Source organism: Treponema denticola (assembly GCF_024181605.1).
Taxonomy (GTDB): domain Bacteria; phylum Spirochaetota; class Spirochaetia; order Treponematales; family Treponemataceae; genus Treponema_B; species Treponema_B denticola_B.
Genome location: NZ_CP054477.1, coordinates 2,192,260 through 2,213,350, shown reverse-complemented (window position 1 = coordinate 2,213,350; position 21,091 = coordinate 2,192,260). Strand labels below are relative to the sequence as shown.

At 35.2% G+C, this 21,091-nt stretch carries 26 protein-coding genes and 1 pseudogene; 11 read left to right on the top strand and 16 right to left on the bottom strand.

Features of this window, described 5'->3' with window-relative positions; translation table 11 throughout:
• Window positions 1-405: 405 nt before the first annotated feature.
• The 13 genes and pseudogenes from E4N80_RS10470 to E4N80_RS10415 form a co-directional block, all read right to left on the bottom strand.
• Entirely contained in the window at window positions 406-705 is a 300-nt protein-coding gene (locus E4N80_RS10470; RefSeq protein WP_002686970.1) for a hypothetical protein, read from the bottom strand.
• A gap of 12 nt (window positions 706-717) precedes the next feature.
• Window positions 718-1,701: a hypothetical protein gene (locus tag E4N80_RS10465; protein WP_253699163.1), complete on the bottom strand. Its 984-nt coding sequence runs from the start codon at window positions 1,699-1,701 to the stop codon at window positions 718-720.
• Window positions 1,698-2,378 (bottom strand): DUF6966 domain-containing protein, encoded by a 681-nt coding sequence (locus tag E4N80_RS10460; protein WP_253699162.1) that lies wholly within the window; start codon window positions 2,376-2,378, stop codon window positions 1,698-1,700. The genes E4N80_RS10465 and E4N80_RS10460 overlap by 4 nt, the downstream gene beginning before the upstream one ends.
• 98 nt (window positions 2,379-2,476) lie before the next feature.
• Window positions 2,477-3,238 carry a YwqG family protein gene (locus E4N80_RS10455; RefSeq protein WP_253699161.1) on the bottom strand — a complete coding sequence of 254 codons (762 nt, stop codon included), beginning with the start codon at window positions 3,236-3,238 and terminating at the stop codon, window positions 2,477-2,479.
• 325 nt (window positions 3,239-3,563) lie between these two features.
• Window positions 3,564-3,893 carry a hypothetical protein gene (locus E4N80_RS10450; protein WP_253699160.1) on the bottom strand — a complete coding sequence of 110 codons (330 nt, stop codon included), beginning with the start codon at window positions 3,891-3,893 and terminating at the stop codon, window positions 3,564-3,566.
• Between the two features lie 23 nt (window positions 3,894-3,916).
• Window positions 3,917-4,144, bottom strand: a complete 228-nt coding sequence (locus E4N80_RS10445) for a hypothetical protein (RefSeq protein WP_253699159.1) — start codon at window positions 4,142-4,144, stop codon at window positions 3,917-3,919.
• Between the two features lie 239 nt (window positions 4,145-4,383).
• Window positions 4,384-5,034 (bottom strand): DUF4304 domain-containing protein, encoded by a 651-nt coding sequence (locus tag E4N80_RS10440; protein ID WP_253699158.1) that lies wholly within the window; start codon window positions 5,032-5,034, stop codon window positions 4,384-4,386.
• A 55-nt stretch (window positions 5,035-5,089) separates the two neighbouring features.
• Window positions 5,090-5,587, bottom strand: a complete 498-nt coding sequence (locus E4N80_RS10435) for a YfbM family protein (protein WP_253699157.1) — start codon at window positions 5,585-5,587, stop codon at window positions 5,090-5,092.
• A gap of 230 nt (window positions 5,588-5,817) precedes the next feature.
• Window positions 5,818-6,420, bottom strand: a complete 603-nt coding sequence (locus E4N80_RS10430; protein WP_253699156.1) for a hypothetical protein — start codon at window positions 6,418-6,420, stop codon at window positions 5,818-5,820.
• 3 nt (window positions 6,421-6,423) lie between these two features.
• Window positions 6,424-6,591, bottom strand: a pseudogene (locus E4N80_RS12985) (hypothetical protein); the annotation flags it as partial.
• An 84-nt stretch (window positions 6,592-6,675) separates the two neighbouring features.
• Window positions 6,676-7,074, bottom strand: a complete 399-nt coding sequence (locus E4N80_RS10425) for an immunity 53 family protein (RefSeq protein ID WP_002672474.1) — start codon at window positions 7,072-7,074, stop codon at window positions 6,676-6,678.
• A 198-nt stretch (window positions 7,075-7,272) separates the two neighbouring features.
• The gene (locus E4N80_RS10420) at window positions 7,273-7,872 is read right to left on the bottom strand and encodes a hypothetical protein (RefSeq protein WP_253699155.1); all 600 of its coding nucleotides are present in this window, start codon (window positions 7,870-7,872) and stop codon (window positions 7,273-7,275) included.
• A gap of 10 nt (window positions 7,873-7,882) precedes the next feature.
• The gene (locus E4N80_RS10415; RefSeq protein ID WP_253699154.1) at window positions 7,883-8,515 is read right to left on the bottom strand and encodes a hypothetical protein; all 633 of its coding nucleotides are present in this window, start codon (window positions 8,513-8,515) and stop codon (window positions 7,883-7,885) included.
• A gap of 180 nt (window positions 8,516-8,695) precedes the next feature.
• On the opposite strand from E4N80_RS10415, the gene E4N80_RS10410 reads away from it, so the two are divergent.
• From E4N80_RS10410 to E4N80_RS10360, 11 genes are all read left to right on the top strand, one after another.
• Window positions 8,696-9,223, top strand: a complete 528-nt coding sequence (locus E4N80_RS10410) for a hypothetical protein (RefSeq protein ID WP_002681727.1) — start codon at window positions 8,696-8,698, stop codon at window positions 9,221-9,223.
• 53 nt (window positions 9,224-9,276) lie between these two features.
• On the top strand, window positions 9,277-9,885 hold the full coding sequence (locus E4N80_RS10405; RefSeq protein ID WP_253699153.1) for a hypothetical protein: 609 nt from the start codon (window positions 9,277-9,279) through the stop codon (window positions 9,883-9,885).
• Window positions 9,882-11,078: an RNA/DNA-binding domain-containing protein gene (locus E4N80_RS10400; protein WP_253699152.1), complete on the top strand. Its 1,197-nt coding sequence runs from the start codon at window positions 9,882-9,884 to the stop codon at window positions 11,076-11,078. The genes E4N80_RS10405 and E4N80_RS10400 overlap by 4 nt, the downstream gene beginning before the upstream one ends.
• On the top strand, window positions 11,072-11,305 hold the full coding sequence (locus E4N80_RS10395; RefSeq protein ID WP_253699151.1) for a hypothetical protein: 234 nt from the start codon (window positions 11,072-11,074) through the stop codon (window positions 11,303-11,305). Before E4N80_RS10400 ends, E4N80_RS10395 begins: the two co-directional genes overlap by 7 nt.
• A 1-nt stretch (window position 11,306) precedes the next feature.
• The gene (locus tag E4N80_RS10390; RefSeq protein ID WP_253699150.1) at window positions 11,307-11,849 is read left to right on the top strand and encodes a hypothetical protein; all 543 of its coding nucleotides are present in this window, start codon (window positions 11,307-11,309) and stop codon (window positions 11,847-11,849) included.
• A 10-nt stretch (window positions 11,850-11,859) separates the two neighbouring features.
• A complete protein-coding gene (locus tag E4N80_RS10385) occupies window positions 11,860-12,483 on the top strand; it encodes a hypothetical protein (RefSeq protein ID WP_253699149.1) in 624 nt (207 codons plus the stop codon).
• Between the two features lie 161 nt (window positions 12,484-12,644).
• Window positions 12,645-13,919 (top strand): ATP-binding protein, encoded by a 1,275-nt coding sequence (locus tag E4N80_RS10380; RefSeq protein ID WP_253699148.1) that lies wholly within the window; start codon window positions 12,645-12,647, stop codon window positions 13,917-13,919.
• Between the two features lie 78 nt (window positions 13,920-13,997).
• Window positions 13,998-14,897, top strand: coding sequence for a DUF4261 domain-containing protein (locus E4N80_RS10375; protein ID WP_253699147.1), 900 nt, complete (start codon window positions 13,998-14,000; stop codon window positions 14,895-14,897).
• Between the two features lie 14 nt (window positions 14,898-14,911).
• On the top strand, window positions 14,912-15,967 hold the full coding sequence (locus E4N80_RS10370; protein WP_253699146.1) for an ankyrin repeat domain-containing protein: 1,056 nt from the start codon (window positions 14,912-14,914) through the stop codon (window positions 15,965-15,967).
• Between the two features lie 232 nt (window positions 15,968-16,199).
• Window positions 16,200-16,730 carry a hypothetical protein gene (locus E4N80_RS10365; protein ID WP_253699145.1) on the top strand — a complete coding sequence of 177 codons (531 nt, stop codon included), beginning with the start codon at window positions 16,200-16,202 and terminating at the stop codon, window positions 16,728-16,730.
• Window positions 16,731-16,831: 101 nt separating this feature from the next.
• Complete coding sequence (locus E4N80_RS10360; RefSeq protein ID WP_253699144.1) at window positions 16,832-17,857, top strand: hypothetical protein; 1,026 nt, start codon at window positions 16,832-16,834, stop codon at window positions 17,855-17,857.
• Window positions 17,858-17,977: 120 nt separating this feature from the next.
• On the opposite strand, the gene E4N80_RS10355 is transcribed toward E4N80_RS10360, so the two are convergent.
• The 3 genes from E4N80_RS10355 to E4N80_RS10345 form a co-directional block, all read right to left on the bottom strand.
• Window positions 17,978-18,643 carry a hypothetical protein gene (locus E4N80_RS10355; RefSeq protein ID WP_253699143.1) on the bottom strand — a complete coding sequence of 222 codons (666 nt, stop codon included), beginning with the start codon at window positions 18,641-18,643 and terminating at the stop codon, window positions 17,978-17,980.
• 264 nt (window positions 18,644-18,907) lie between these two features.
• Window positions 18,908-19,990 (bottom strand): hypothetical protein, encoded by a 1,083-nt coding sequence (locus E4N80_RS10350; protein WP_253699142.1) that lies wholly within the window; start codon window positions 19,988-19,990, stop codon window positions 18,908-18,910.
• A gap of 122 nt (window positions 19,991-20,112) precedes the next feature.
• Window positions 20,113-21,084 (bottom strand): formylglycine-generating enzyme family protein, encoded by a 972-nt coding sequence (locus E4N80_RS10345; protein ID WP_253699141.1) that lies wholly within the window; start codon window positions 21,082-21,084, stop codon window positions 20,113-20,115.
• Between the last annotated feature and the right edge of the window lie 7 nt (window positions 21,085-21,091).

The window sequence follows — 21,091 nt, the reverse complement described above, 5'->3', positions numbered from 1 at the left end:
GCGACGTTTGCCGAAAGGCAAACTCGGCAGATAAACAGTGAGGCTGAATTTCTGCCGAACTGTTTATCATACCTCCTATAGAAAAATTAAAGTTAGGTTGAGATCCAACCTGCGCTATAATATCATATAATCGGAATAAATAAAAGACATGCTTACCGCAGAAATCAATTTTATTAAAAAGTACCGATACGTCTCCGCTTTATTTCAGATAGACTCCCGGCATCTGCTCCGCCTATTTTTAAAAAGGCTATTCAAAGTTACCTCAGGATAGCAGGCATTTCAAACGTTTTCGACTTTTTCTTTGCTGAGACCGGTCATCTTCTGAATAAAAGAAATTTCGCCATTTCTAGGAAATGCTCTGCATCGGGGGTATTGATTACATCATAAATTGGTATCTCGTTTTTTCTATCCCTTAAAAAATTCTCCGTATATCATAAGACATATCACAAACAAAAGTATCAGGCTTAAAGCGATAACGGCGTTTTCCAAACGTGCACCTGCAACACTGTGCTTTACTCCGTTTCGGTTTAAAAATCGCGAAAGAAAATAATTTATAGTTGAAAGAATTATGTGGCTTATCAATATCACAATTGTTTGCACCTTACTGCTTTGCGAGCTGATAAAAGACAATTTCGATATCAAAGATATTCCCCCAATATAAATTACCATAACATAAAGAAGTCCTAAACCTTGAATCGGTATCATATTTACACCTCCCTAATTCATCCACTTTTTCATTATTTCGGTAAAATCGGAAATCATTAAATTGAAATCATAATTCGGTGTTTTCTTTTTTTGTTTTTCTGAAATGGTTTTAAGAGCAAGTAAAAAATACTCTGCCAGTTTTTCTTTTTGCTGATGATGTGTTAATAAGCTGAATTCTTTTTCAAAATGAATGACTACCTCTATCTTGCCCGTATCTGCTTTAAAAGGCCCGTATTGAAATCGGGGACGCAAGTAATATCCGTTTTCGGAAATCTCTTCTTTTGTGTATAATTTCTGTAATTCTTTTGCAGCTTCTTGACTTGATAATTTGCGTCCCGATTCATCGATGATATAGTTTGTTTTACAATGAGCATGGTCATAATAGCTGAAAGCACATTTAAATAAAATACAATTTACGGCTTTGCCGTATTTTTCGGGACGCATTTTTTTATTCAATTCGTCCTGAAGTTTTTCCTCAATACTTTCTATAACCGGCTTGGAATTTTCATAACAGTTGGATATCGTACGCACAATCCAAACAGGATTTTTAGGAATCCAATTGCGTTGACTTTCAATTTTTATGTCTTCTATATTTTCGGTTACGGGATAATCCCAACACACCGGTTGTTTTTTGTCTTTGCAATCGGGACTGGGATAATAGGAAGTTCTGCCATGCTCCATTGTAAAGCCCGTTTTTCTTTTTGACCATATTGCTTCGACAAAACGGAACTCTCCGAATCTGTTGCAAAAAAAGGTGCGTGGATTACCGTTAAAAAACACACCTCTTGACGCTTCCAAAGGTTCATGGTTTCCCCAGCCGATTACGGCAAGACATTCGCAAAGACGCACCGCCTTGTTCCACTCCGATACGCTTTTATAATCCGCATATTTTAAAAATTCCGCAAAAAGTTTTTCACGCAGTTTTTCAATATCGTTTTGAGAATGTAAAAAATCTTCCAGTTCCGATAAGTCGTTAATTGCATAAATTTCGTTCATATCCGTTTTCCGTCTAATTTCCAATATTTGATTCTTGTATCGCTGCCGCATTTTTTGCAGCAAGAATTTTTAGATGCCGAAAAACCTATTCCGCTTTGTTCCGCAAGTTTTATAATCCGCTCTCTTTCTTCAACCAAGTTCGGAATATCCGGTATGAGGCAAGCTGCAATCAATTCTCCCATTTGGTTTTGTAAGACAGCTTCTTTTACCATTTTAGGTAAAAGAAGTGAAGCCAAATACGAATCCGTTTCTCTTTTGTGTATTTGTGAAAAACCGCAAGAGTCACACTGAATGCCGGTTAAGATTTCCCGTGTCCGGCTTTCTGCGAATATTTTTTCAATATTGATTTTTTTTCCTGCTTTTATTATATTTGCAATTCCGTAAGAAAGGCATTTAAGATATTCCATCAACTCATTTGCCCATGGTTCAGCCTCGTCGTTTATAGTATGATTATTTACCTTGCAAATCCAAATATCATTTATACTGCCCATTCCTCCGTAAGCCCCAAGATGATGCTCAACGCTGCCTGTGCTTAAGTATTCTTCAATATCGGTTTCAATCCATTTTTGCCAAGTACAGGACGTTTCGGTAAACAATTGTTTTAAAGCTTGCAATGCATAAATATAGTATCTATCATTTTCCAGCTTATAATCTTTTTTATTCGGTAAGTTTGACATTGTTCTTCTTTACTAACACTCCTTTTAAATCTTGGCTTTGGAAGTACCACCGCTTTTGTATACGCCAAAGTTCTTCCAAAGACGAGATGCCCATTTGTTTAACAGCAATCCCAATACATCCACACCTTATTGAAGTTTCTGTTTTTCAAATCGTCTTTATTGATAAAAAAATGAGCCGTGCCGGTATCCCCGAACATAATCTTATCATCGCTATCGATTTGCAAAAGCGAAACATCATTCTTATGTTCTTGCCCGTAATCGCGCGGATCGGTTTGTGTAAAATATGAATAACCGCCTATCTTGTGCCCCGTGCCGTAAAATAAATCATCAAATACTTCTTTTTGTGCAGGCTCAAGCGTATCATAAAGCTCCCACGGGCTTTTTCCGTTGAACATACAGCTGCACCGGAAATCTTCGGTACCGCCGTACTCTTCAGCTTCTTTAAACTGCAAACGGTGCCCGCACCATATCGGGCAGTCTTCGTACAAATCTTCGGTTAAGAACGGAAAATCAGTTTGAGGCGGCGAGTCCGTATGCGCGTGGAAAAGTACTTTTATTTCTTCGCAATCGTACCACTTATCTGCCGAAGCGAAAAACTGCACAATACCATTTTCGGGATAATCGTCCAAATGAGGAATTTCCGAAAAATTTAATTGCACCCATAAAACAAGCGGCTTGCCATCCTTGTCTTTCGGATAGTCCGTACCGACAGGCAAATAAGGGGTTCCCAAAAACTTGGAACTTTTTATATCAGTTGTTTCACCGTCGTTTAGGGGTTCCGCAAGAATTTCGACAGAGCGCTGCCTGTATTTTTGTAAAGCGGTTTTGTATTCTTTCAGAAAATCCGGAAATTGTTTCATTGTGATACTCCTTATAGTTTCCTATCATCTATACTCAAAAACTGTTGTTTCGTTGTGTTGGTGGTCTATTATCCTCGCCATACAACCGCCGATGCCCCATTGTTATTCGCAGAACAGATGCGTAGTGCTGTCCGTTTTGGTATTTTGGTATCGTACCACGTCCCAGCTTATCACGTCGGGTTCGGGAGGTTACGCCGCCCAAAAGAGTTTAAAAACCGGCACTTCAAAAATACGCCTCATTATAAGCATATTCGTAGAATGTTTAAAGCGGGGGTAAAACGCTTTTTATATGAGAGAGTCTTCGGTGCGAAAGGTTTTGTTACGTTTATCGCAAAAAAAAGACAAACAGTACGATTACGAAAATACCTAATAGGATAAGGCAGATTCCAAATAGTACGGCGAGCCCTCTGCCGGCCTCTTCATTGACACGCCCCAATCGGGTTTCAGGATCCGTAAGCGCACCTACTCCCCATATCATACACCCAAGTCCGAAACAGAGCATTTGCAGGGCCAAGATACCGTCCTGTGTTCCCGATATTTTTATGATTGGTATTTCCAAAAAAGACATAACCACAATCGAGAAAATACAAATAATCAGTCCCGTAATCTTAAACGCTGTTCCTATCGTATGTCTTGTGCGTATATTTTTTTTCATATTAAAATATTTTCCATTACTCTTCAAATCCTCAAAAGTCTTCGAACCACCGCTTCCTCTATTATACTTTCATAATATTCAAGCCGCTTTTTTATAATATAATTAGGATCTTCATTAAGCATAAATATTAGATTATTATATTTTTCAGGAAATTTTTTATCAAAATAGCTTTCCGAAATATAATCGATATTACCGCCGCATAATTCTTCATTATAGGGTTTTATACCCAGAGCTTTTAACTTTTCATTCATTGATTTATCCCCATAATATATTTTAGTTTGTATCTCTATGAAAGTACTTCGCCTATACATATACACAAAGATAAAAAATTGATGATTTCCTTCGGTTTTTATAAACAGCTCTCGGCTTGATTTGTATAAAAAGCCTTCACTACCAATTTGCTCCAATACCTTTTCAGCAAATAACTTACGAAATGTTTTGATATCCATCTATTTGTTTTTTTAATTCTCCTATCCCATTTTTCTAAAGATTATTGAATAATTTCTAAACCATGTAAATATGCAAATTTGATTAAACTTGCACCGTAAAAGTCCTCAAAATGTAAATCGATATTTTCTTTTGGAATTTCTTTTAATGAGCTATAAAACGAAATATATTTTTTCTTTAACTTATCTTCTTTGATGACTTTATTAAAATATCTTTCAGCCGGCTCTTTACCGCCAAAATAGTAGATATAGTAGAGCAAAGCATACCCTTTTAATGAGCCGTTTAAAATTCTTTCAATATTTTTATTTGTATCTTCAAAGTCTGCAAATAAAGGCATAATGTGTTTATGTAATAATCCCGTAATTTGCGTTACGGTATCTTTATAGCTTGCTCCGGCCAACTGCCACCAATCGCCCGCTTTTCTTCCGGCTAAAGAACTAAGTTCTCCTCCGTAAATAATTCCTTCACCGGTTATGCCTGCTTTTTTCATAGCCTTTGAATAAATGTTGATATGCGGGATAAACTCAACACTAGATTCATAGTTGTATCTATTGGCTTGAAAATATATTTCAAAAATAATGTCTTTGTTATTTGCAATTTTTCGTAAAGTCTTTCCTTTACCTAACACTTTAAAGTCGGGGAAATTGCCTGCTATTTCTTGCCATGCTTTTTCGCAAAGTTCTCTTGGTTTCATAACTTCCTCCTAAAAACTCATTTCCAAAATTCTAATATTTCAAAATCTTCACATTTTAATAAATGGAAACCAAAACATTTTGACCTGCTTGGGCTGCTTCGTTATAAAAATCTTTAAGTCCGGCAAATGCACATTTAAGTTCATCTATAATTTCTTCTTTTTCATCTTCATAACCCCAGATATTCGGATACAGTTTATTTTCCTTACATTTTTGCATACTGAAGTTTTCCAAAAGAGAATCAATATCGGTTTCATTTAATTTTTTCACGATTAATGGTATGGTTTCCTTTTTTGTATATCCGATAAAATCTTCGCATTCTTCGAAAGAATTTACTCCGACAATTGCTTCACTGAGCGGGTTACCCTCTATCGGCTCTCCTGCTGAAACACCGGTAAGTACAAAATGTAAAACGTCCCACATTTTATCCATGTCGAATAAAATACAGTCTTCGGCTTCTTGCAGTTCTTCCGTAAAATCCGCAATGTCTTTTTCGGTCATAAGTTTTTTTAAGTCCCTATCACTTATGAGTTGATAGTTTGCAATCATTCCCATATCAAATTCTCCTTAGCTGTTATCTAAATTATCATTCTTGTGAATACTCTTGTCTTTTGTACTACGTTATTAAGATAATGTCAATCTGGACTACACTCCAACCCGAATGGGTCTATTTCTATATTACTATCAAATACATACCCATACAAAGTAGGATTACCACCCGCCAATATTCCGCCAAAGGCGGAAAAAAGAAAACAAAAAAACGCCTCGATTGAAGCGCTTGTGAATTATATAATTTCACCCATTTCTAAGAATACAACATTTTCATAATTGTTGTTTTTACAAAACTCTTTTACTCGTTCTGTACACAATAAAAAACCAGAGTTTGTAAGGGTAAAGAAGTCAAAGTCACCGATTACATCAGAACTAAAAAACAATCCTTTTCCTTGCTCTCTTGGAATAATGACATCGCCTATTAAATCTGCAACTCCTATTATTTCTTCTATCCCCCGTTCACTCCTTATTATCGTACTTTGAGGAAGACAGTCGAAATTTATCGGACTAAAAAAAGCGGTTAAGGGAATAGCTTCCTTGGGTAGCCATTTTAAACGTTTGATGTTTTTTGCGTTTAACTCTTTATCTGTTTTATTGTATCTCAATTCCACACTTTTCAGCTCTTTGAAATTTTCTTTTAGCAATTTAAAAATCGAGTTCTTACAGACATTTATCGCATAGCAAAAAACAAAATCACCAATTTTATCTCCACCGCTACACCAATCGTCCCACCAAACATCCAAAACATCAACTTCTTTAATGTTTTGTTTATTACTTGGTCGAAGAATGGCAAAACTATCTTTTCCCGCATAGCTCGTTATATTATATATTTTCATTTTTTACACTTCTTGGATTATATACTTCTCTTGGAATTGTGTGATGTAAATATGTAGCAGACAATCCAAAATATCAAACCACGTATTGGTATCTTTGACGTAGGCATAAAAATTACTTTCCCCACTTAACAATCTTATCGGGTCTTGACTTATGTATGCTCCTGTACTTGGGGCATAGTACCTAACCTATTGTATACTAATTCCGTCTCGGTATCAAGATATTGCCCTTGATATAGAAACGATATGAAAATCTCGTCAACTTTTCTTTTTCAATGATTGTGATACAGAGTCTATTATTTCTTTTATTCTTTGAGATGAAAGTATTCCAATACCTCTTTTCTCTATTTCTTCTAATTCTTCGATAATTGCTTTAAAAGAGTGAAGTATTTGATTCAGCTTGTTAATATCCCCAAAAATTTCAATGTAGACATAAGTTTTAGCAATTATTCTTATTTCGAAATCTATCCAATCTTCATCATTGTCTCTGCCCAAAGGCTCGCTTGCTTTTAAAAAATCGCCATAATTACTTATATCAGCCCTTAAAATCCAGCCAGGATTATCTAACATACCAATAGAAATACCCTGCTCGTGTTCCCAGTCGCCGTCAATTTGAGTTTTTGTCCAGTCTTGTAACCAATCTACTATACTGCGCATATCCTATCCTTTACAACTATTTCTATTTTTAAATCGTTCATTATTTGGAAATTCATCATCAGTAGGTTCTCAAACATCCCCATTTTTTAAATTTACGTGAAGAGTAGGGATTTTTTTCCCTTGCCTAATTTATTATAGGTAGTTTACCCTGTTCCATCAACTCCACACCATCGAAACGCTTGTAATTATATACTAATTCTATTTCGGTATCAAGATATTGCCCTTAACAACACTAGTAAAATCTGAAAATTGAGATACACTTTTAAGAAACATATCCTCATAGTGAACTTTCGTATTTTTGATGCGTATAAATCCAAAACCTGTATCATCATGAGGATAAGCAATAAATCCTAATTCATCAAAAACAAAAAAACAATGCCCGTCAATTCCTTCATCCATCATCATTAACAAAGAGAACATAGATATAATATCATAATCCGTAGTGAGAAATTTTTTGAATCCCAAAGATAAACAATTATCATTATCGTAAATAGAAGCGCTAATTGTTTCTATATATCCAAAATCAATTAAATACTTTTCTATGTATTTTATGTAATTGTTTATGTTGCTGTTATTTAGATTATATTCTTTTACTTTGAAAACATTAGAAACTATTATTATATTATTTGTATGTTTTCTAAAAAAATGCATAAAATAATCGACTATTTTATTTGCGCGGAAAATAGTAAAAGACTTATTTCTTTTGCAATATCCTTTCCAGCCTTTACTGTCGGTATAAGAATTCAAATTTACCCATTCTTGAATATTAAAATTTGAGCTATCCATTATCGTGTTCATCTATCTATTTTTATACCCCTAGTTTTTGATAATATTTCTCCAATTGTTTTATATTCCGTGCTCTTTTTAAAGAATCGGCATCATTTTTATCCGTATAGGTCAGCCATTTATTATATAAGTCATATAAAATTTCCTGTCCGGTTTCGGTTAAATCGAGATTCGTATATAAGAGTTTTACAATTCTGCCTTCTCTGTCTACAGGATTTTCCTTTATCAGCTTTTTTTCATAGGCAAAATTAAGAAATGTAAGATTTTCTTCATATAGTGTATAAATGGTTTCGGGATAGCCTCTATAACTTTGAAATATAAATCCTATATCAATGACAACTTCTTTTAGAAAATATAATTCATGATAGACATAATGTATGATTTTTTCAAGGTTCTCCTTATCTTCAAGATTTGTAACTTCAATAAATTGATAATACTTCCAATTAAATAAATTTATCGGTTTAAAACAAGGCAGTATATTTTCCGTTTTTTCAAAAGTCGGTGCATAAAGGACATAAAACTTTTCCTGATACAGCACTCCGATTCGTTTCCCTGACACAAGTACAATATACTCTTCAAAAATGGCCTCCAGTGAAAAATTATTTATTCCCTTGCATTGTTTTTCCATATATTGAGCAAATTTTTTAGTGGTCATTTATTTCCTCTCTCCTAATCCGAACATAAGTAATATCCGGTTTTACTTTATCAAATTATACATGATTTTACGGTATTTTTCTATATAGTAAAAATATAAAAACAACTACTCTAATATATAGAAAAAACAGCTTTAAAATGATATAATATAAACAATATTTAATTGGTGAAGGGCTTTTACATGGCAAAAGAAACAAATACTTTAAAAAAATTTTTAGACAGCGAAATCTATTCGGAGCTGATTCGGCTTACGGACCCGGCAAGTATTGAAGAAAAAATCAAGGATATTGAAATTTCCCGATTACATGATAGATTAAAACAACGTCAATTTCTATTGGAAGGTTTTACTTGTAAATTATCTACCGAAAAAGAACTGGCCGAATGGTATTTGCATCTAATCAAAGAAAATAAAAGCGATATTGTTCTTTGGACAAAAGAATTTTGGAAGTACAGTAATGATACGCCGGATGAATATCCTGACGGCGAATTTGCTCCGGAAGAAGAACTTGATGAAGATGAAAAATCAAAACTTATTTCAGTCGGCAAATATACAAAGTCATGTTTAGCCATGTATATGCTGGAATTCGATATATTAAAAAATCATCCTGAAATTTTAGCAGATTATTATAAAAGACTGCGTATTCCGGATGCGGTCAAATATGCAAGAGAAATGAAAAAACTCTTTTCCCGAATATTCGGGGAAAGTTAAGCTTTTTTCAAGATTTGCTAATCCTTGCAAAAAGTTTTTATGGGAGGTATGAAATGGCACGATACGAACTTGGTGCAATTTACGAAATAGATGCAGGCGAAAAATCCTATTATGCCCGCCTTTTAAATTGCGATTTATACGGAGTATTCGCCCCCCTTTCCGGTGAAATATCAGAAGAAGCGTTTGAAAATACACCGTACCGCCTGTATATTTCTACCGGCAGCTATGCAGTAAAACGAGGCTTTTGGAAAAAGCTTTTTCTTTCGCCCGATAAAACGGATATTGAACGCTGGAGCCGACCTCTGCATTTAGTTGTATTTACACCTTGGGACATTGAAGGAGCCCTCAACCGCCGAACTTCATTTGACAAATACGGCCATACTGAAATACTTGATGAAAAAACTTATATTCAATGCCTTAAACAAGGCTTTATTTCAATCATTCAACCTATGTATGAAAAAATCCCTCAGTTCCTCAATAATTATTACGATGATTGGCCCGCAAGTGAAATTTACAGCGATGTTCTAACCGGCACCGGTATGGCAGAACATCAACAAAAACAAATGAACAATTTAAAGAAACTGGGATTTGATGTTTCGAAATATCACCATAAAAGAGGTATAAAAGGACTAAACTATGATTTAAAAAAGGAGGTAAAATGAATTTAGAAGAAGTAAATAAACTAATTCAAAATGGTGAAAAACTCGATGTGGAGTTTAAAGAATCAAAAGACGCCTTAACTAAAGATATTTATGATTCGGTATGCTCATTTAATAATAGAAATGGCGGACATATATTGTTAGGAGTCACAGATAATTCAGAGCTTGTATATAAAATGTATGCAAGAAAGCAAAACTCTTATTTTGTTAACAGAGTATATCCAAATCTTGGAATAGATTTTTTAGATACCCTTGTAATTGAAAAAGCCAGAAAAATGGCAATTGCAAGAGATCAAAATCATTCATGGAAATATATGAATGATGGAGAGCTTCTTAGAAGTGCCAATCTAATTTTGACTGATCCTGATACTAACAAAGAAGGCATTACCCTAGCTGCAATTTTACTATTTGGAAAAGACAATTCCATTATGTCAGTTCTCTCTCAGCACAAAACAGACGCAATATTTAGAGTAGAAAATAAAGATAGATATGATGATAGAGATGTTGTTATTACTAATTTGATTGACAGTTATAATAGGTTAATGAGTTTTGGACAAAAGCATTTAAATGATTTATTTATCTTAGATGGAATTGTTAGCGTTAAAGCTAGAGACAGGATATTAAGAGAAATAATTTCTAATACTTTAGCCCATAGAGATTATTCGAGCGGATTTCCTGCTAAAATGATTATTGATGAGGAAAAAATTATAATTGAAAATAGCAATTTAGCACATGGGATAGGAATTTTAGATATACAAAAATTTGAACCCTTTCCCAAGAACCCCTCAATATCCAAAGTATTCAGAGAAATAGGACTTGCCGACGAGCTTGGTTCCGGAATGCGTAACACCTATAAATATGTTCAGCTTTATTCAGAAGAAAAACCTATTTTTGAAGAAGGAAATATATTTAGAACAATTATTCCACTTAAAAAGATTGCAACACAAAAAGTCGGCAGCGAAAATGTCGCCCGCAATGTCGCTCAGGGTGTCGCCCGCGATAAAGGAGAAATTATTGCATTTATAAAAGAAAAAATAAGAAAAGATAAAAAAATAACAAGGCAAGCCATTGCCGATGCCGCCGGTGTAAGTAAAAAAACAATAGAACGATATATAAAAGAAATAGATAATTTAAAATATGTAGGAAGAGGCAGCAATGGACATTGGGAGATAAAAGGAGAGTCAAACTTATGGTAAAAGCATATCCGTTAATATTGGAAAATACACTCTTTGTCAGTCATTGTATAGTCGGAATATATCCGCTAAAAGATAAGATAGCGGTTGTTCACTGTGCTTTCAATCATGCCGATAAAGAAAAAAATAGTGCAGAAAAGTGCATACGGCCTTATATCCTGCTCGATGTTTTTTCTAAAGATTTTACCGAGCATAGTAAGAGCCATCTTATATATCATCAGGAGAAATAAAATGCTTACACTGAAAGAATTGATTAAAAGTCAAAAAAATTTTAATGAAAGCTTCTTTGCGGAAGTGTCGGATAAACTATGGGAAATTGGAGAAATAGAAGAAATTAAAAATCAAACAGATGAGGATTTATTTCTTTTTCATATTGCCGTTAACATCATAGGAAACTGGAAGGGGGATGGTTGGTGGGAATTTATCTGTAATTATCCTCAGCTTATTCGTTATGTTCCCGACACATTGGCAGCATTAAAATTATCCGATATGAAAGCGGCCTTTGAAACCGTAATAAAATGTTTCCCTGAAAATACGGTTTTTGAATATTCGAGCACCTATGTAGATACGGTCAATTTTCTTCAAAATGTCAGATTCAAAATAAGCGATACATATTTAAATTCGATTCCCGCAGATAAGAGAAAAGAAATGTCCGAGGCTTTACATAAAAGCATTGATGCTCTTGAATCCTTGGCGGATAAACGCTGGGCTTATAATGCAAAAGATGACGGTTGGTCAGATGTAATTGATTTTATCGAAGAAAGAAATAGATAAGGAGATGATAATGCACTATATCGGAGAATTAACAACAGACGGTTACGGAATGGCTATTATACCTATTGATTTGCTTACGGGATATCTCGCTTCAAAAAAATGCAGGGCAAAGAAGCTTTTAAGCTATCTGCAAAAGAACTTCGATCTTTTTCTGGAGCTTGTAGAAAAAGGCAAGCTTGTCCCATTTTATCGAATCAATTCTTTTGAATATCATATATTCGCCTCTATAAATGAAGAAGCTGTCATACCTGAAGGATTTAAAGAAGTATACAGATTTGAAAAATTTTATCTTGAAGTGGGCGATTTAAATAAGATATGTTTTTCCTGCTTCGATGATTTGGACTATGATTTTGAAAACATTAAAAAAAATATTACAGAGCACACGGAATATATTAAAACCGGTCCGAAAGAAATTATGGAGCCGTATAATTACCGTTTAGGTTTTGATATACCCAAAGGAAAATATGAATTCGACCTCATCGGCTTGGAAAAAATCGAGAAAACTGAAAGAGAAAGCAAAAACTACGGCTATGCCTTTGTGTTCAAAAAGAATGAAAATGTAGTAAATAATAATTTGACAAAATGTGATAATGAAGACGATACTTATAAATTTAATATCCCGAGGGAGATGTAGACGTAATAAAATCACTCAAATTACTTAAAACAGCCACCTCTGTTACTTGAATGGAATGTAAAATAACTGCCAAAACGCCGAAGAATTTTCAACCAAAATGCCAAAAAAAATATTGCCAAAACGCCGAAAAAATGACATAATATATGTAGAGGTAAAGCTTAATGAAAGAATATAGAGCCCGCATAGTAGACGATATGTTAAAAGATAAACTTGAGTCAAAAGGAGCTGTTGTTATTGAAGGCCCTAAATGGTGCGGAAAAACCACAACAGCAATGCAAGTCGCAGGCAGTATATTGAGAATGGATGAACCAAGCAAAAGAGAAACAAATATCCAAATGTCTGAAATAGACCCCGGAAGATTGCTAAAAGGTAAGGCCCCAAGACTTATTGACGAATGGCAGATAGCACCAAAGCTATGGGATGCAGCAAGATATGAGGTTGATACAAGAGGTGAAGAAGGACAGTTTATACTTACAGGTTCGGCAGTACCTATAGAATCAAGGGAAATAACTCATTCGGGAACAGGCCGTTTTACATGGTTAATGATGAGACCCATGTCTTTATTTGAATCAGGAGATTCAACAGGAGAAGTAAGTTTAAATCAGCTTTTTGAAAATCCTAGTGTGATAGACGGTATGAATAATTTAAGCATAGAAAATTTGGCTTTTTTAATTTGCAGAGGTGGGTGGCCTCATGCCGTTGGAATGAAGGAGAAACCTGCATTACTCCAAGCTGAAGATTACTATGAAGCAGTCATAAAATCCGATATTAATAGAGCTGATGGTGTGAGTAAAAATCCGGAAAGAGTAAAAAGATTGATGAGGTCTTTTGCAAGAAATCAAGGAACACAAATTTCCAACACTATGCTGAGGGATGATATAATTTCAAATGATACGGAATCTTTAAATGAAGATACCATTGCATCCTATATTAATGCACTAAAAAATATTTTTGTGGTCGAAGATATGCCTGCGTGGAATCCTAATTTAAGATCAAAAACATCAATCAGAACTTCCGATACAAGATACTATGTAGATCCTTCAATAGCGATAGCCGCTCTTGGAATTGGACCGAAAGATTTGACTAATGATTTAAACACAATGGGGCTGCTATTTGAAACGCTGTGTGTAAGAGATCTTCGAGTATATGCAGAAAGTATTGGAGGTAATGTTTTACATTATAGGGATAAATCAGGTTTGGAATGTGATACGGTAATTCATCTAAAAAACGGCAGATATGGTTTAGCAGAAATTAAACTGGGCGGCCAAAAATTTATTGAAGATGCAGCGGAAAACTTAAAATCGTTGTCGAATAAAATTGATACATCAAAAATGCCTGCTCCTTCTTTTTTGATGATAGTTATTGGAATAGGAGAGTTTTCATATAAACGAGAGGATGGTATTTTTATAGTGCCTATAGGATGTTTGAAAAATTAATTTTTAACACACGATGCCCATACTATGAAGAGGAGAAAAATATATGAATCAATTTCAGATTAAAGAAGAGGTAATACTATGAAAGAAAAAAAATCAAATGGAGAAGACAAAATTCTCAAACAGGATATGAGTCAAACTGCCGACCGTCCGGGCATGGTTTTTATGGTTCATTTACTTATGGAAGAAAAATGTGAAATGCCCGAAAAAGAGTATATACATAAAATTATGTGTGAACATTTAGGCGAAGCGGATTGCTTTTGTTATAACAGTAATATGGCAGGTTTTGCTCCCAAAAAATATTCCGTGCACTATGAAAAGGAAAAACTAAATGTACCTCCGCAGCTCATTATTATGAACTGTTCTGAAATTGAAAAACCGATTATGGATGATGTTTCAGCAACACAATTATGGAATTGCCCGAACGGCGGCGAAATTCTGGAAACTTGTAAATATCAAGTAATGGCAACGGATATGTTGGCTGCCGGTTTAGATTATAAAGAAAGAGCGGAAATGCTGGTAAATTATGTTGAAGCATTAGTAAACATATATCCGTCTTGCAAAGCAGTAGTTTTCGAAATATCTAAAAAAATGCTGACGAGAGAAGATATTCTAAACTGCACATTGCCCAAAGAAATGCGCTTCATCCATTATGCAGTAAACATTCGTTTTTTTAATATTCAAGGAACAAACGATATGCTGGTCGATTCACTCGGTATGAGCACCTTGTTTCTACCTGATGTTCAATATCATTTTCATGGCTTGAACCCGAATGACGTTGTAAACCATGCATATAATGTTTTATCCTACATTTATGATAATGATAATCCGATAGAAGACGGAAATACAATTGCGGGTCTTACGGACGGCAATATGGATTCAGATATAAAATGGAAGGTTCAATATGAAGATTCTCTCATACAGCCGATAAGAGAAGTTATAGACATTAATACGGGCGAATACGCTTCGGGAAATAGATAAGCAAGGATTTAATTATGATAACAATCGGAAACATCGGAAGATTTGAATCTATACCGCAAATTTTAAATGATGTACTAAATGAAAATATTTCTGCATTGGAAGAACATCTATTAAAGGGATGGAAGCTTAATAAAGCAATCAGCGTCGGCAAATACACCGAGCTCTCTCCTTTGGATTTTGCATTGATAATGGAAAAGTTTCAATCTATAAAATGGCTGACGGAAAAAGGAGCAGACCTCAATGCAAAGGAGCATCCAGGCTTTCTTCTCGCAGTGAGATATTGTAATGAAGAGGTAATAAGGTTTCTTATTTCCCATGGTGCAAAGATAGATGTAACGAACAACGTAGGTTCGGAAGCTTTTTTAGAAGCGTACTATGGTAAACGCTTTGACAATTTTTCGATTATACAAGAACTTGGACATACCGCAGCTAAATACGGCGGTCAGCTCTTGCGTCACGCGGTTTCTGACCGTAATTATAAAATTCTGGAATTTCTAATTGAACACGGAGCAGATATTAATTACAATAAGTCCGACATGGTATATTCCAATCAATCGACTCCATTGTGTGTAGCTGCAAGATATGTTGATTTGGAAATGTGTAAATTTTTAGTGAAGCATGGAGCGGATGTTACGATTGCCGAAAAAGACGGAATGCGTCCATATAGCATAGCTTTGGAAAAAGGCGATGAGGAAATGGCAGAATATTTTAAATCATTAGAGCCGCCTGAGTTTCATCAAACACAAAATAAATTAGATGAATTAAAACCATATAAATTGCCAAAGAAAATAATTGAATTTTTAACCGGTGAAAACCTACACTTCGATTTAGCGGATTCCGACTTTGGATATATCGAGTTCTTCAAACTGATTGATACTATTCCATTTAAATTCGGCCGACAAAAATTATTAAGACTTTCCCGCTCTCTCGGAGATTACAGTCATATTTATATTGTATGGAACCCGAAAACAAAAAAAATTGCAAGCTATGATATGGAACATGAAGAGCTCATCGATTTGGCAGGCTTTGATGATTTTATAGAGAATATGACAAAGTATATGAAGGTTTAAAGTAAGCGTCTGAAATGTCGCCGCTTACTTTAATGTGAGTTTTGCCTCTTGAGTAAAAGGATGGCGGCAAAACTCACATATCGATTGCCGTTTTTCACAGTTGTTGCAAAACGGCGTAATTGAGCAATTTTCGGAAATTGACATATCCTTAATTGCTCAATTTTAAGGAACCGGATTTTGGAATAATAACTGATAATGAGATTGATAAGAATATATCTGAAAGGGAGAATGTATGGACAAAAGAATAATTGATAGAATCACTAAACTGGGCGGCAAATCTGCCTTTGAAAGCGAGAACTTGCTACGAAATATGGAAAACATTAGCTTACCTAAGAGTTATCTTATGCAGGACTTTAGCGATTACTTAGAAAATGATTTACTCGATAGAATAAAGGCAGAAGGGATATTACCTGAATCGGAAATCCCATATCCAAGGATACAATACAAAACTGAGAAATTTACTCCTTTCACAAAAGGAACAGCCGACTATGATGAATACTCCGGGTTTATTCATAAAGAATATGTAAGCTCAGTAATTCCTTGTAATGATTTAGAGTTTTTAATTATTGGCGAATCCAACTCTTATCCCAATTATTACTTTATATGCCTAAGCGATAAAGATATTAGCAATCCCAAAGTATACACTACAGATCACGAAGTATTCTTTAGAGAGATTGAAAAATTGGGGCGTTTCTCTGACTTTCTTGATTTATTCGTATCTGAAGATGAGTATAAAGTAGAAATCAACAAGCTGAGAGAATAGGAAGGCTATAAGAATAATTATGCGCAAATATTGTGATGATGTAGACAGCAAAGCTATGTTTGATGAACTACCTGCCTTAAAACCTAAAAGGAGACGATAGATTGGGAAGATTAATTTTTATTTTACTGCTTTCCGTTTCAGGACTTATTTTTTTAGCGGTTATATTCGGAATGTATATTTATATGAAACGAACCGTATCGGGCGGAAAATCACTAATGGAAGAACCTGTAAACAAACAGACCGATACTACAAAAATGAGGTTCAGTGAGTTTTTGGTATATGCATCTGTCATACTTGGGGCGGTATTATTTGCCTTACAGGTGATAAAAAAGGGTGGCTCAGGATTTTCTAATTTGGCAACATATATTATTTTGCCTCCGGTTATGGCTCTTTTTAATGCACGGAAGCGTACCGGAAGAAGCATTTTTATATTTATGGCTGTCGCAATATTTTCACTTTATATGTTTTTGGTATATATCATAATCAGCGTTCCGGTGAAGGCTCCGGTTTTTACGATTAACAACACAAAGATTAAGATGGCATATACAACTGTTGCCGATATAGTTGCGGACGGATTCGACATATATGTAAAACAGGATAACCCTTCCAGCAGAGATTATAAAAAACTGCTTTCCTCGGGTGCTTTTAAAAAATATCCTGCCGATGGAAGTATTCTCGTTGAAAAGGGATTCCGAAGAAATAATACTGCTATACCTTATGCTGATTATCTTCTTGTAAAAGACGGCTTTGTAATCGGGAGCATCGGTCTTTACGGTCATAAAAAAAAGGATACGGTATTAGAAGACTGTAAAATCATTCATTTAAAACTTGATGAATACTGCATTTCCGATGCAAGAGCAAATTCAATTCGTTATTGTCTTGATGATGTTGAGCTGCTCGTTCCATTGCAACAAGAAACATTGCAAAAAACATTCGATAAAAAACTGTGGTTAGTACCGCCAAGAAATACGAGAGACATAACTCAGCTGCACTACGGCATTAAATGGTCAACCGGAAGCGATCATCTCTTTTGGAATGAATACTTTGCTTATATTCATTTTAATGAAAGTAATGATATGACCGGATTTGAGATTTCAACCGAAATAGCACGTGATTGGAATGAATGAAAAGTGTGAAGGACTACTCTTCATTATAATGAAGGATGTACATCCGGCATAGATTATGATCTTTGTCTGCCGGTTTATATAAGACAGTTTATATGCCTTTTGAATTGATAGTGAAATAATTTAATATTTTTTACTACTGTCGTAGTCGCAAGTGCCGTCGGCGTGGCGGGGCCAGGTGACTTTTGAAAGATCGCAGGTATTCGTTTGGATTAGATTATTGTATTGATTCAATGTCTCATTATCCACTTTGCAAAAGGTATCATAATAGTCAGTTAAATTATTGAGATAAACTTCAAGATAATCTCCGTCAAACCGTAAAATTATCGTACATTCGTCTTCCTGTATCGGCCAACTTGAAAAAGGTGATTTATTTTCATTTTTTTTGCAGTTGAACGTTTTTACAACATTTATATAAAAATATCCGTTTTCATAGTTGATCTCATCCATGTAGAATGATAATAAATCTAATTCTTTCCCCCAAGTTACGCATAGATTATCTTGGTCACGATATAAATCTTTTATAATGCAAAAAGTAGAAAAACAGTCCTGCGCATCCCATTGTATAGTTTTTTCTTCTAATTCATGATAAAATGTTAAAGTTTCAATATTAGCAAAATATTTCTTTATACTTTCTTTGTTTTCAGTATGCAGTATTTTAAGGCATTTTTCCGAAATCCAGAAAGAATCATTCTTTTCAAGAATCCTATCATATAAAATTTTCTTAGGAGAAGCAAAAGTATTTAAACTTATACAAATCAAAACTATATAAAGTAATTTTTTTTTCATGGTATAACATGTCCTTCCTGATCGATTTTAGGTTTTCTAGGTTCACTATTATGCACAAATGGATTTTTCCTATTATTAACTAATTCTTTATAAACTCCATTAGTTATAGAAATAATATTGTTTTCAGTATTTATTACAATTTTTTTACTGAATTCTAAATCATAATAACTGATATGCAAATGAGGCTCCCACGCATCTAGTGCATACTTTCCATTTTTTTGCCCGCTTCCGCTCTATCCAAATGATACTCAAAACACTAAACATCTACTCTAAATACCCACTCCGAAGCACCACCCGACCGTCCCTGCGACAATAGGCTTTCCCGTCCCTGTCTTTTGCGCCCGCCTGCACTTCCACTTGCACCCAGTTGCTTGTAATGCCGTCGATGGTTTGTTTTGCGCCTATGCTCAGCACTTTTACCTGCGTACCATTGCCGATCGTTACGACGGGCTTGCCGGCCGTGCTGCCGCTTGCGCGAAGGCGCAGATTGTCGGAAGCACAGTAGCGTTTACCGGATTGTAATCGTACCGCCGTTTCGTAGTCGCATGTACCATCGGCGTGGCAGGGCCAGGTGATTTTTGAAAGATCACAAGTATTATTCCTAATTAAAGATTCTATCTCGTTTTTTGTTTTACTATTTGTTTTTACAAATTGTCCTAATTGTTGATTATTACAAAAAAAATTCAAATAATCACCATCAATAGATATTGTTAATAAAACGGAATCACCTTTTGAATAATTCAAAATTGAATCCGGCATAAACCAATCATATACTTCTGCCTCGATTATATAGGTTGCTTCGGATTTTTTTATATTTTTTATCAAAAAACTACTGCGATTGAATAAGTTTGAAATATTGAATACAGAATTAAAAAAATATGTCGGTACAATATTGCTTAAGCTTTCGTACCACTCATCATCAAATTCTGTTTTTTCTTTCTGATATTTTTGAAATCCTTTCGGTTGCTTTTTTATAATAACATCCCGATTTTTTTCTTGCAAAGAATCAAAACAATGAACCGGTAACCATTTGATATCATCAGAATATAGCAAAGATATATTATCGTCTAAACAAAATTGAGTATTTTCAGGTATCAAATTTTCAATATTAATTAGGTATTCTTTATTTCGATATGAGACTTTAACAGAATATTTCCAATTTGATACTCCATAATAAATATTCGGTTTTAAAATTTTAACTATTTCATTTTTTTTGATTTCACAAGCATAATAATCAAGAAGACCGTCCGTTTCGAATAGTTGAGTATTTACCAGAGTCTTATTGTTGATTCCATAAGCATTGCATAATAAAAAAAATAGAAAAAGCCTAATTATTTTTCTTTTCATATAAAATCTCCTGTTGTTTTAATAATGTTCCGGCGGCAGTGTTTCTGCAAATTCAATATCGCTCACAAGCCGCTCCGTATTTTTTTCTTGCGGTATGATAAGCGATTCGAAAGATGCAAAAATTACAACCTGCATGCCAAACGTAATCCGAGACTACCTGCATGAAAATCGGGAGTATAAAAGAGCCTGATCGGCAGCGCTGCGTTATATATATCGATATCTATACCGCCGCCCCGAAAGACACGGCAGGAATCGGGAATATCGTCAATGTCAACGACACCTGCTTCTACAAGCGAGTCAGGCAAAAAATCTTTGAAGCGGTCCCAGCACCATTCCCACACGTTGCCGCTCATATCGTAGAGCCCGTATCCGTTCGGTTTCAGTTTTTTTACTTCATGGGTTCGGTTTTCACTATTCCCATCATGCCACATATATCGATCGACTTCTTCTTCGTCATCGGAGCCCGCCCATCGGCTTTCAACGCCGCCTTTTGCTGCCCATTCCCATTCGGCCTCCGACGGCAAGCGGAATCCGTTTTTGCTTATATCCACAGTTACGGCATCCCATGCCTTTATAATTCGATCCTTTTGAGGCATATATTCATCCTCAGAAGGAATTTTATCAAACGGAAGTGAGGCAAAGTCTATCGGTTTTCCTTTAACCGTTACCGTATAACAGGGTTCAAGGCCGAGCTTCAAACTGAGCTTGTTGCAAAAGGCGATTGCCTGATACCAGTTTATCATTTCTACCGGTCGCCTTTTTTGTTCTTCGCCGCCGGCAGGTTTCGTTTCTTCGTCATTACCGTTAAAACCGCTCGGGTTATTGCCCATCACTGCTTGCCACAACTCCTGCGTTACCTCCGTTTCGCCGATCCGGTAGGCCGGTAAGCTGACCGTATGTGCAGGATTTTCGTCGTATTCTCCGTATCCGAGGGTACCGTCCGTTACGGCAGGAATGGTTATCATCGTAAACGATACGCCGTTTACCGTATACGTCTTACCGGTAGGCAGCATGCCTGCATTTTCGGCATTTACACCGGCACTGCCGCCTGTCATTGCAATAAGCACCGCTCCTAAAAATAATGTTTTATTCAATTTTCTT